This is a genomic window from Pseudomonas sp. Larv2_ips, from assembly GCF_963879675.1.
In the GTDB taxonomy this organism is placed as follows: Bacteria; Pseudomonadota; Gammaproteobacteria; order Pseudomonadales; family Pseudomonadaceae; genus Aquipseudomonas.
Map to the genome: position 1 here is coordinate 278,666 of NZ_CAWOAW010000014.1, position 11,857 is coordinate 290,522.

Annotated in this window: 12 protein-coding genes; 9 read left to right on the forward strand and 3 right to left on the reverse strand. The window is 60.5% G+C overall.

Annotated elements, in window-relative coordinates:
* Positions 1–5: 5 nt before the first annotated feature.
* The 7 genes from lysS (at position 6) to AACV02_RS07685 (ending at position 6,124) form a co-directional block, all read left to right on the forward strand.
* Positions 6–1,508 carry a lysine--tRNA ligase gene (gene lysS / locus AACV02_RS07655; protein ID WP_119738697.1) on the forward strand — a complete coding sequence of 501 codons (1,503 nt, stop codon included), beginning with the start codon at positions 6–8 and terminating at the stop codon, positions 1,506–1,508.
* 152 nt (positions 1,509–1,660) lie between these two features.
* Positions 1,661–2,377, forward strand: coding sequence for a TetR/AcrR family transcriptional regulator (locus AACV02_RS07660; RefSeq protein ID WP_106577206.1), 717 nt, complete (start codon positions 1,661–1,663; stop codon positions 2,375–2,377).
* Positions 2,378–2,505: 128 nt separating this feature from the next.
* Positions 2,506–3,066, forward strand: a complete 561-nt coding sequence (locus AACV02_RS07665) for a hypothetical protein (RefSeq protein WP_119738700.1) — start codon at positions 2,506–2,508, stop codon at positions 3,064–3,066.
* A 21-nt stretch (positions 3,067–3,087) separates the two neighbouring features.
* Positions 3,088–4,365: a flavohemoglobin expression-modulating QEGLA motif protein gene (locus AACV02_RS07670; RefSeq protein ID WP_106577204.1), complete on the forward strand. Its 1,278-nt coding sequence runs from the start codon at positions 3,088–3,090 to the stop codon at positions 4,363–4,365.
* Positions 4,366–4,476: 111 nt separating this feature from the next.
* The gene (locus tag AACV02_RS07675; RefSeq protein WP_119738702.1) at positions 4,477–5,382 is read left to right on the forward strand and encodes an alpha/beta hydrolase; all 906 of its coding nucleotides are present in this window, start codon (positions 4,477–4,479) and stop codon (positions 5,380–5,382) included.
* Positions 5,379–5,705, forward strand: coding sequence for a hypothetical protein (locus AACV02_RS07680; protein WP_106577202.1), 327 nt, complete (start codon positions 5,379–5,381; stop codon positions 5,703–5,705). Before AACV02_RS07675 ends, AACV02_RS07680 begins: the two co-directional genes overlap by 4 nt.
* A 125-nt stretch (positions 5,706–5,830) precedes the next feature.
* Complete coding sequence (locus AACV02_RS07685) at positions 5,831–6,124, forward strand: hypothetical protein (protein ID WP_106577201.1); 294 nt, start codon at positions 5,831–5,833, stop codon at positions 6,122–6,124.
* Between the two features lie 50 nt (positions 6,125–6,174).
* Here AACV02_RS07685 and AACV02_RS07690 read toward each other — a convergent pair whose 3' ends face one another.
* The 3 genes from AACV02_RS07690 to AACV02_RS07700 form a co-directional block, all read right to left on the reverse strand.
* Entirely contained in the window at positions 6,175–6,960 is a 786-nt protein-coding gene (locus AACV02_RS07690) for an OmpA family protein (protein WP_106577200.1), read from the reverse strand.
* A gap of 54 nt (positions 6,961–7,014) precedes the next feature.
* Complete coding sequence (locus tag AACV02_RS07695; protein ID WP_106577199.1) at positions 7,015–7,440, reverse strand: DUF4398 domain-containing protein; 426 nt, start codon at positions 7,438–7,440, stop codon at positions 7,015–7,017.
* 283 nt (positions 7,441–7,723) lie between these two features.
* Positions 7,724–8,068: a pilin assembly protein gene (locus AACV02_RS07700; RefSeq protein WP_119738704.1), complete on the reverse strand. Its 345-nt coding sequence runs from the start codon at positions 8,066–8,068 to the stop codon at positions 7,724–7,726.
* 184 nt (positions 8,069–8,252) lie between these two features.
* On the opposite strand from AACV02_RS07700, the gene ppc reads away from it, so the two are divergent.
* On the forward strand, positions 8,253–10,898 hold the full coding sequence (gene ppc, locus AACV02_RS07705; RefSeq protein ID WP_119738706.1) for a phosphoenolpyruvate carboxylase: 2,646 nt from the start codon (positions 8,253–8,255) through the stop codon (positions 10,896–10,898).
* 280 nt (positions 10,899–11,178) lie between these two features.
* A complete protein-coding gene (adk, locus tag AACV02_RS07710) occupies positions 11,179–11,826 on the forward strand; it encodes an adenylate kinase (RefSeq protein WP_106577196.1) in 648 nt (215 codons plus the stop codon).
* Positions 11,827–11,857 lie beyond the last annotated feature (31 nt).

An 11,857-nucleotide genomic window follows, 5' to 3' on the forward strand; every position in this document is an offset into this window, starting at 1 on the left:
AAGACATGAGCGACCAACAACTCGACCCGCAAGCCCTGCAACAGGAAGAAAACTCCCTGATCGCCCTGCGCAAGGAAAAGCTTGCTGCCGAGCGCGCCAAGGGCAATGCCTTCCCGAACGACTTCCGCCGCGACAACTACTGCGATGCCTTGCAGAAGCAATACGCGGACAAGACCAAGGAAGAGCTGGCAGAGGCTGCAATCCCGGTCAAGGTGGCAGGTCGCATCATGCTCAACCGTGGCTCGTTCATGGTGATCCAGGACATGACCGGGCGCATCCAGGTCTACGTCAACCGTAAAACCCTGCCGGAAGAAACCCTGGCCTCGGTGAAAACCTGGGACATGGGCGACATCATTGCAGCCGAAGGCACCCTGGCCCGTTCCGGCAAGGGCGACCTGTACGTTGAAATGACCAGCGTACGCCTGCTGACCAAATCCCTGCGCCCGCTGCCGGACAAGCACCACGGCCTGACCGACACCGAACAGCGCTACCGCCAGCGCTACGTTGACCTTATCGTCAACGAAGACGTGCGCCAGACTTTCCGCGTGCGTTCGCAGGTGATTGCGCACATCCGCAGCTTCCTGATGAAGCGCGACTTCCTGGAAGTGGAAACGCCGATGTTGCAAACCATCCCCGGTGGTGCCGCAGCCAAACCGTTCGAAACCCACCACAACGCGCTGGACATGGAAATGTTCCTGCGCATTGCGCCTGAGCTGTACCTCAAGCGGCTTGTTGTTGGCGGCTTCGAAAAAGTCTTCGAGATCAACCGCAACTTCCGTAACGAAGGTGTCTCGACCCGTCACAACCCTGAATTCACCATGTTGGAGTTCTACCAGGCGTACGCCGACTACGAAGACAACATGGACCTGACCGAAGAGTTGTTCCGCGAGTTGGCGCAGCTGGTTCTGGGCAGCACCGACGTGCCGTACGGCGACAAGGTGTTCCACTTCGGTGAGCCATTCGTGCGCCTGTCGGTGTTCGATTCGATCCTCAAGTACAACCCTGAGTTGACCGCTGACGACCTGACCGACATCGACAAGGCCCGCGCCATCGCCAAGAAAGCCGGCGCCAAGGTGCTGGGTTTTGAAGGCCTGGGCAAACTGCAGGTGATGATTTTCGAAGAACTGGTGGAGCACAAGCTGGAACAGCCGCACTTCATTACCCAGTACCCGTTCGAAGTGTCGCCGCTGGCCCGTCGCAACGACGACAACCCGAACGTCACCGACCGTTTCGAGCTGTTCATTGGCGGGCGCGAAATCGCCAACGCCTACTCCGAGCTTAACGACGCGGAAGACCAGGCCGAGCGCTTCATGGCCCAGGTGGCCGACAAGGACGCTGGCGACGACGAGGCGATGCACTACGACGCCGACTTCGTCCGCGCCCTGGAATACGGCATGCCGCCAACCGCCGGTGAAGGTATCGGCATCGACCGGTTGGTGATGTTGTTGACCAACTCGCCGTCGATCCGCGATGTGATCTTGTTCCCGCACATGCGGCCACAAGCGTAACCGTAGCGAAATCCGAAGCCGCCTTTTATAAGGCGGCTTTTTTGTGTGGCACATTCAGCCGTCAAGAGAACGGCGCCAGGTGATCGTTCCCATGCTCTGCGTGGGAATGCAGCCCGTGACGCAGCGCGTCACCTTTTAAAGGAAGATCTGTCGTGAACCGCGTAATGGCTCAAGAAGGTGCCGCCGGCATTGCTGCTGCCGTGGCTGAAAGCGTTCAGTATCAGGGCCGCAAGGCCAGCCGGCGGGGCAGCGAGCAGCGCAGGCAGGATATTCTCGATGCGGCCATGCGCATCGTTGTGCGCGATGGTGTACGAGGCGTACGCCATCGCGCCGTGGCGGCAGAGGCCGGTGTGCCGTTGTCGGCCACCACCTACTATTTCAAGGACATCGATGACCTGCTCACCGATACCTTCGCCCAATACGTGGAACGCAGCGCCGCTTTCATGGGCAAGCTGTGGGTGCGCAACGAAGGCCTGCTGCGCGAGATGGTCGCCTATGGCGATGGCAGCCCGCAGTCGCGCTCGCAGTTGGCCGATGACATTGCGCGGCTCACCGCCGACTACGTGATGCGCCAACTGACCAATCGCCGCGAACACCTGATGGCCGAGCAGGCCTTTCGCCAGGAAGCCTTGCTCAACCCGCGGCTGGCGCAACTGGTGCGGTCTCATCAGCAGATTCTGTTGCAGGGCACCGGGCAGTTTTTCCAGGTATTGGGTTCCCGCGAGCCGCAACAGGATGCCAAAGTGTTGACGGCGATAATCGGTCGGATGGAATATCAGGGCCTGCTTGGCGGGCCAGAGCCTCTCACCGCTGACGAGATGCTTGAAATCCTCAAGCGTTACATGCATTTGGTGTTGGCCTCGGTCTAGCACACCCTGTGCGCTATCCGCTTTATGTGGGCGCCGGCTTGCCTGCGACAGCATCGCCTTGGATGACCTGATGCACCGAGGCGCCTGTATCGCAGGCAAGCCAGCGCCCACACTTGATGGAGTACGCAATGAAAGCCTGGCATGTCGCGCTAATCGCTTTGTCATTCCTGTTGCTCAGCGGTTGCCTGGTGACCTTCAAGGACCCGCTGCCAGCCCGTGAAGCCGCGCCGGCTGCCTTGCTCGGCCATTGGTCGAGCAAAAATGCCTGGGGCGAGCCGCTTAACCTGCAGATCACTCGTGTTGGTGAGCACCGCTACAAAGCCGTGAGCTACCCTAAAGCCAAGCCGGCCCAGCGCGATGAGTACCTGTTTACCGTGGCGCGCCATGGCAACCGCTGGTATTTGTCGGCGCCCTTGCCGGGCAAACTGGGTGGGCATTTCATCCTCGCCGGCTTTGACTTTGAACGTGAGGGCGACAAAAAGCCTGAGTTGGTGGTCTACAACCTCGACCTTGAGCAGATCCACCAAGCCATCGGCCAAAACGTGTTGCACGGCAGCACCGTCGACACGGTCGAAGGCGCCGGCGTGCTGGTGGACAGCTCCATGGACCAGGTGTTTGCCTACCTGGATGACCCGGCCAATGCCGATGTGTTCGTTGAAGCCGTGCGCTACCAGCGCGCGGGCAAATAACGTTTAAAGAGGAAGCACCGGGTGGACGATTACCAGCAGACGATACGCACCTTGTCTGATCGCATTGTGCTGGCGCAAACACCGATTCGCGTCCTCGACGCCGTGAAGTGGGACGAGAACATTCGCCAGGGTTTCCTCAAGGCCAAGGGCAAGGCGATGCCGGCCGTGGACCGCGATTACTACCTGAACCGGCCACTGTCGTTCGATTCCAGCGCAGTCAAGCTGGAGTTCCAGAACATCGAGCGCGACATCACCCGCCGCCTCGGCCAGTTCAGCCCGGTGGGGCAGATCATGCGGCGCATGTGCCGTGAATACCGCATGGTGGTGCGCATGCTCGAGGCGCGCGGCACCGAGGATTTCGGCCTGATCTCCCAGGAGCTGTATGGCGCCGCCTCCGATGCGTTCCACGCCGGCGACCCGACCCTGGCGGACCTGGGCTTGATGCTGTCTGACTACCTGAACAACATCGACGGCCGTGGCGACCTCAAGGACGAAGCCAAGACCCTCACCGCCAAGGATGCAGTGGCGTTGCTGCAAACCCGCCTGAACAAGGTGTTTGGCGAAGCGGAGGAAACCATCCGCGTGTTTGAGTCCGACGGGATTGTCGCGGACGCGGCGGCTGGCGCCGACTACATCAAGATCCGCGCCGATGCGATGTTCAACGACCGCGACGTGCGCGCCCTGGAAGTGCATGAAGGCCTGGTGCACGTCGGCACCACGCTCAACGGCCAGAACCAGCCGATCTGCACCTTCCTGTCCAAGGGCCCGCCGTCGTCCACCGTGACCCAGGAAGGCCTGGCGATTCTAATGGAGATCATCACCTTCGCCTCTTACCCGAGCCGCTTGCGCAAGTTGACCAACCGCACCCGTGCCATCCATATGGTGGAGGAGGGCGCCGACTTCCTGCAGGTGTTCGAATTCTTCCGTGAGCAAGGCTTTGAGATGGCCGAAAGCTACGGCAATGCCAGCCGGGTTTTCCGCGGCTCGACGCCGACCGGTCTGCCGTTTACCAAGGATTTGTCCTACCTCAAGGGCTTTATCATGGTCTACAACTACATCCAGCTGGCCGTGCGCAAAGGCAAGCTGGAACAAGTGCCGCTGCTGTTCTGCGGCAAGACCACGCTGGAAGACATGCGCACCCTGCGCCAGTTGGTCGATGAAGGCCTGGTGGTGCCGCCCAAGTACCTGCCCGAGCAGTTTCGCGACATGAACGCGCTGGCGGCGTGGATGTGCTTCTCCAACTTCCTCAATCATTTGAGCCTGGACCGGATCGAGGCCGATTACTCGAATATCCTGTAGGCGAAGTCCTGAAAAAACCGGATCAAAAGGTGGGAGCAGGCAAGCCAGCTTCCACCTTTGATCCCTATTGATCTCAAGATTGATTCCAACCCACTTGCGAGGCTTCAACGGATGAGAATCCTCGGCATTCTTTGCCTGCTACTCACATTGAACGGCTGCAGCTCGCTGCTGTTCTACCCCGAGCCCGGTCTGCCGTTCACGCCGGAAAAAGCCCATCTGCAGTACCGCGATGTCACCCTGACCACCGCCGACGGGGTAAAACTTCACGCCTGGTGGCTGCCAGCCAAATCCGGCGTGCCAGTCAAAGGCACGGTGCTGCACTTGCACGGCAACGGCGGCAACCTGGCGTGGCACCTGGGGGGCAGTTGGTGGCTGCCGGAGCAGGGCTATCAAGTGCTGCTGCTGGACTATCGCGGGTATGGTTTGTCGGAAGGCAAGCCGTCGTTGCCGGCGATCTACCAGGACATTGATGCGGCGTTCAACTGGATCGACAAGGCGCCTGAAACCCAGGGACGGCCGTTGATTGTGTTGGGCCAAAGCCTGGGTGGCGCACTCGCCGTGCATTACCTGGCGGCGCACCCGCAGCGCCAGCCGCAGCTCAAGGCGCTGGTATTGGACGGTGTGCCCGCCAGTTATCGTGACGTAGGACAATTCGCCCTGAGTACGTCCTGGATAACATGGCCGTTTCAAGTGCCCCTGTCGTGGCTGGTGCCCGACGCTGACAGTGCGATCAACGCCATGCCGCAACTGACCGGCGTGCCCAAGCTGCTGTTCCATAGCCTGGATGATCCGATCGTGCCGATGGCCAATGGCATTCGCCTGTATCAGGCCGCGCCGCCGCCCAGGGTGTTGCAGTTGACGCGTGGCGGCCATGTGCAGACATTTGCCGACAAGACCTGGCAAACCGTGATGCTGCGTTATCTGGACGACCCGCAGCACTTCAACGGCCTGCGCCGCCTGGGGGAAATCCCCAATTACCCGAACCCTAACGTTGATAGGTCAGAGAGCCCGCAATGAGCGAAGAACGCAACATGATCCCGCTGATCCTCACCGGCGTCGGCACCATCATCGGCACCGTCGGTTGCCTGTGGTACTACGGCTACCTGCACTTCGCCAAGCCGGAAGATGCGTTGCTGCTCAGCGACTTCACCCTGCTCAAGACGGTGCCGGGCGAGGATTACAAAATCTCCCTCACGCCGGCTGCGCAAGTGGCGCAGTGCGTCGACGGTGTGTTGGTGATGTTTGATACCGAACAAAAAGGCTTGAGCGGCGTGCTGGTGAACAACAAGAAGCAGGCCGTGCGCTGCATGGGCCAGGAGACGCCGCAACTGCAGGAGTGACCTGCGCTTCATCCCCGCCACATGATCACGGAAATATCTGGAACCGTATCGCGTAAGAAGCCACTGAATGACGTGTCAGTGTTGCTGATAGTTAATTTGCGTATATCGAATCCGGGAGAGTGATCATGGTTGGTGGAATTGGCGCGATCAGTAAGATGTTGGAAATGGCCCAGGGCGCAGCAAAGCTGGGGCAGGGCGGTGAAGACGGCGCCCAGGGCGGGCAGGACGCCCAGAAGCAAGAGAAACAAGACCCGATGAAGATGCTCATGGACATGCTGTCGAAGGCCGCGGGTGGGGCTCAGGGCAGTGGCGCCGAGGACCAGAAAGGTCCGCAGGAGCTGGAGAAACTGATGGCGGGCCGACAAGGCATGGAGGCCATGATGCCCGCCGATGACAGCAGCCGTAAAATCGAAGTCTGAGGCATAAAAAAACCCACCGAAAGGTGGGTTTTTTTTACTGCTTCAATCGATCAATTAGCGACGGACGAACGTGGCTTGACCGGTTGGTTATCGTTGGAGATGGTCACTTCAACGCGACGGTTCATGGCACGGCCCGAGGCGCTGCCGTTGTCGGCAACCGGGTATTCCTTGCCGTAACCCTGGGTAACGATGCGCGAGATATCCACGCCTTGTTGAGCCAGTGCGCGCTGCACGGAAGCGGCACGACGCTCGGACAGGCTCTGGTTGTACGAGTCGGAGCCGGTGCTGTCGGTGTAGCCTTCGACGATCACTTTACGGTCCGGGTTGTCGCGCAGGAACTGCGCCAGCTTGGTGATGTTGACCAGGCCGCTGGACTTGAGGTCGGACTTGTTGGTGGCGAACAGCACGTCACCGAAGGTCACCAGGGTGCCGCGATCAGTTTGCTTGGCGTTCAAGCTGTCTTGCAGTTGCTTGATCTGGGCATCACGGGCTTGCAGCAGGGCGCGAGCACGTTCGTCACCAGCGTTTTTCAGCTTGGCTTCGGATTCACGCAGCACGATGGTGTCTTTGGCCACTTCAACGCGCTGGTTGGTCAGGTAGGCCAGTTGGTCGACCTTCTTCTCGTCTTCCTTGTCGCGGTAGGCCTTGTCAGCCTTGTCCAGCCAGTCGCTGGCGTCCTTGGTTTCCAGCGCCGCAAGCTTGGTGGCTTGTGGGTTGGTCTGCAGGGCCGAGAAGTTGGTCCGTGCGTTTTCCAGGTTCGCGTTCGGCGGGGTGGAGCAGGCCGCCAGGGCAACGCTCATCGCCAGCAGGGCAGGGATCATCAATTGTTTACGCATAGTCGTGTCGTCCTTTCAATTCGATTTCGGGTGCAATGCAATCAGGGCGTTGGCTTATTGCTGTTGGATAACAGCTGGGCGCATGCCTTCCTGACGCAGCTCCTGAACAGCCTTCTGGGAGTCCTTCACAGCCTGTTGGGCTTTGGCGGCCTGGGCTTTGCGCTCTGCAACGCGAGCGTCCCACTCGGCTTGTTCGGCCAGCTGACGAGCCTTGTCGTAGTTCTTGTCATGCATGGCGATTTCGGCTTCTTTGAGCTTGTCCTGAGCCGACTTCATTTCCACGGCTGCGTACTCGGTGCCGCCGGCGCTCACAGCGCTGTTGACCGCAGATTGGGTCACGGCATATTGCTCAGTCGGTGGGTTGCCGGCGCAGCCCGCCAGAAGGAAGCTGGTGCCGATTGCCAGCGCGGCCAATTTAAGCCCGCGCAGGTGGTTAAACGAGGTTTTGGCAGTGCTGGTCTTCATCGTCTTCAACTCCATTGGGTAACTCCTGAAAAACATCAAAATCCATGGCACTGGTCAGCGGTTCGGGTCTCGGCGGTTAAGCTCGAAACACGCTTTCAAACGGCCGTTCCAAGTGATGGCTTACTGGCTGTGACCGGAGGCTTTTTTCAAAAGTTCAGAGAAGATGGCGAATTGCCTAAAAAAATATCTGACTGAATGGTCAGCGTTTAAAAGTTGGAACTTTTGCAACGCACAGAGGTACTCCGAGCCCGTGAAAGGCCCGGAATACTTGGGTTAAATAAGGTTTGGCGGGCGTGTATCAGTGCTTTTTTTCTTCAGCAGTGTCTGACAAATCATGCAGATAGCGCCGGGACAACGTGAGAAAGCGTGGCGTCGGGCCAACGTCTTCGTACAGAGGGTCACCCTCTTCGTCGGTGGCAATCACGTGCTGGCCCTTGACGTAGGGGAAGCTCGCTTCCAGCTCTTCAAGGGCGGCGCCGATCAGCTCGCCGAGCAGTTCTTCGGTGTGGCGCTTGGGGTACATCTCGGCAATGGCGGCCAGCCGTGCAGCAGACTCCACATCCAGATGAATCGCGTATTCGGTCTTGGTCAAGCGACCCGTGGCGTTCTCTTCCCAATGCTGGGCCAGTTCTCGAATCTTCATGGCAACCTCAATGAGCCCGCAGTAGCAGGCGGTGATGAGTGTCCGGCCGCCAGCGCGGATAACGCGGCGACTCACTGTTGAGACTAGCTGCAACGCACAAGGTTTAAAGTGTCTTGTCAGAAACCGACGCGGGCGGCACTCTGGAACACCTGCGCGTCCCGGATTTCTGGCTGGAGATTGGCTGATGAGTGATATCGATGCACGCTTGCGTGAGGATGTTCACCTGCTGGGTGAGCTGTTGGGCAACACCATTCGAGAGCAGTACGGCGACGACTTTCTCGACAAGATCGAGCAGATCCGCAAAGGCGCCAAGGCCGACCGCCGTGGAGCCGTCGCCGAACAAGCCGCCGGCGAGGAATTGAGCGCCAGCTTGAACCAATTGCAGGAAAACGAACTGCTGCCCGTGGCGCGGGCCTTCAACCAGTTCCTCAACCTGGCCAACATTGCCGAGCAATACCAACTGATCCACCGGCGCGATGAGTCGCAACCGGCACCGTTCGAATCCCGTGTGTTGCCCGAGCTGCTGGCCCGCCTGCAAAGCGAAGGTCACAGCAACGAGTCGCTGGCCCGCCAGTTGGCGCGGCTGGAGATTGAACTGGTCCTCACTGCCCACCCGACCGAAGTGGCGCGGCGCACCCTCATTCAGAAATACGATGCGATTGCCGCGCAACTGGCGCTGCAGGACCACCGCGACCTCACCAGTGCCGAGCGCGAACAGATCCGTGAACGCCTGCAACGACTGATCGCCGAAGCCTGGCACACCGAAGAAATCCGTCGCGTACGGCCCACCCCGGTGGACGAAGCAAAATGGGGCTTTGCGGTGATCGAGCATTCGCTGTGGCACGCCATCCCCAACTACTTGCGCAAAGCCGACCATGCCTTGCACGCCGCCACCGGCCTGCACCTGCCGCTGGAGGCGGCGCCGATTCGCTTTGCTTCGTGGATGGGCGGCGACCGTGACGGCAACCCGAATGTCACCGCGCCGGTGACCCGTGAAGTGCTGTTGCTGGCGCGCTGGATGGCGGCGGACCTGTACCTGCGCGACATTGATCACCTGGCGTCCGAGCTGTCGATGCAACAGGCCAGCCCGGCGCTGCAGGCCAAGGTGGGCGACAGCGTCGAGCCTTATCGCGCCTTGCTCAAGCAACTGCGCGAACGTCTGCGCGCCACGCGCCAATGGGCGCACACCTCGCTGACCGCCAACACCCCGGCGCCGGCCGAAGTGTTGCAGAACAACCGTGACCTGCTGGACCCGCTGGAGTTGTGTTATCAGTCGCTGCACGAGTGCGGCATGGGCGTGATCGCCGATGGCCCGTTGCTCGACTGCCTGCGCCGTGCGGTGACCTTTGGCCTGTTTTTGGTACGCCTGGACGTGCGCCAGGATTCCAGCCGGCATTCGTCGGCCATGACCGAAATCACCGATTACCTGGGCCTGGGTCGTTATGAAGACTGGGACGAAGAGGCGCGCATCAGTTTCCTGACCCAGGAGCTGACCAATCGCCGACCGCTGCTGCCGGGCTACTTCAAACCGTCGGCGGACACGGCCGAGGTGTTGAACACCTGCAAGGAAATCGCCGCCGCGCCGGCTGCGTCGCTGGGCTCGTATGTCATCTCGATGGCAGGCGCCGCCTCCGATGTGCTGGCGGTGCAGCTGCTGCTTAAAGAGTCGGGCGTGCAGCGGCCGATGCGAGTGGTGCCGCTGTTCGAAACCCTGGCCGACCTGGATAACGCCGGGCCGGTGATGGAAACCCTGCTGCAATTGCCGGGCTATCGCGCGCGGTTGCAAGGCCCGCAGGAAGTCATGATTGGCTACTCGGACTCCGCCAAGGATGCCGGCACCACTGCCGCCGCCTGGGCACAGTACCGGGCACAGGAACGTTTGGTGGATATCTGCCGCGAACAACAGGTGGAGTTGCTGTTGTTCCACGGTCGCGGCGGCACCGTCGGCCGTGGCGGCGGCCCGGCGCATGCGGCGATCCTGTCGCAGCCGCCGGGCTCGGTGGCGGGGCGTTTCCGTACCACCGAGCAAGGCGAAATGATCCGCTTCAAGTTCGGCTTGCCGGACATCGCTGAGCAGAACCTCAACCTCTACCTGGCCGCCGTATTGGAAGCCACGCTGTTGCCACCGCCACCACCGGAGCCTGCCTGGCGCCATTTGATGGATGAATTGGCAGCAGACGGTGTCAGCGCCTACCGCGCCGTGGTGCGGGAAAATCCGCAGTTCGTCGAGTACTTTCGCCAGTCCACGCCAGAGCAGGAGCTCGGCCGCTTGCCGCTCGGCAGTCGCCCGGCCAAGCGACGCGCGGGCGGGATCGAAAGCCTGCGGGCCATTCCATGGATCTTCGGCTGGACCCAAACCCGCCTGATGCTGCCTGCGTGGCTCGGCTGGGAAGCAGCACTGAGCAAGGCCCTGGAGCGTGGTGAAGGCGAGCTGCTGGGGCAGATGCGCGAGCAATGGCCGTTCTTCCGCACGCGCATCGACATGCTGGAAATGGTGCTGGCCAAAGCCGATGCCGATATTGCCCGCCTGTATGACGAGCGTCTGGTGCAACCGGACCTGCTGCCGCTGGGTGCGCACTTACGCGACCTATTGTCGCAGGCGTGCAGCGTGGTGCTTGGCCTGACTGGCCAGTCGCAACTGCTGGCCCATAGCCCGGACACACTTGAGTTCATCCGTCTGCGCAACACCTACCTCGACCCGTTGCACTTGTTGCAGGCCGAGTTGCTGGCGCGCTCGCGTGAGCAGGAGGCCGCACAGGACAGCCCTCTGGAACAGGCGCTGCTGGTGTCTGTGGCCGGTATTGCCGCCGGTTTGCGCAACACCGGTTAAGGTTTTCTGCGTGTTCTCAACGGCTTGCAGATAAACCATGACGACCGCCCCGAAAAGGGCGGTCGGCGTTTGCGGGGCAAGGTTGCACTCAGGCACACCCGACCTGTGACGCATGCCGGGCGTGGGTTCCTGCGACTTTCGGCGGCTTGTATGGATAGAGCCCGCTGTGTATCTTGATCAGCCTTTGGCCGTTTCATCGGCCTAGACCCATATTTTTACGAGATTGGCCCCACGCGGCGAATCCGAGCGTCATCTCTATAAAAAATTGAGGAGCACATCGATGCGCGTCATTCTGCTGGGAGCTCCCGGGGCCGGTAAAGGTACTCAGGCAAAGTTCATCACTGAAAAATTCGGCATTCCACAAATCTCCACCGGCGACATGCTGCGCGCGGCCGTCAAGGCCGGCACCGAGTTGGGCCTGATCGCAAAAAGCGTGATGGACAGCGGCGGCCTGGTTTCCGATGACCTGATCATCAACCTGGTCAAGGAACGCATCAGCCAGGAAGACTGCAAGAACGGCTTCCTGTTCGACGGTTTCCCACGCACCATTCCCCAGGCCGAAGCCTTGGTGAAAGCCGGCGTAGAGCTGGATGCCGTGGTTGAAATCGCAGTTGAAGACGAAGAAATCGTCCAGCGCATCGCTGGTCGTCGTGTTCACGAGGCCTCGGGCCGCGTTTACCACATCGTCTACAACCCGCCTAAAGTGGCTGGCAAGGACGATGTCACCGGCGACGACCTGGTGCAGCGTAAAGACGACACTGAAGAAACCGTGCGTCATCGCCTGTCGGTCTACCATTCGCAGACCAAGCCGCTGGTGGATTTCTACCAGAAGTTGTCTGCCGCCCACGGCAAGCCGAAGTACAGCCATATCCCTGGCGTCGGCTCCGTAGAAGCCATCACCGCCAAGGTGCTGCAAGCGTTGAGCTGATCCATCGATCGGCTTCACTGACAACGGCCCG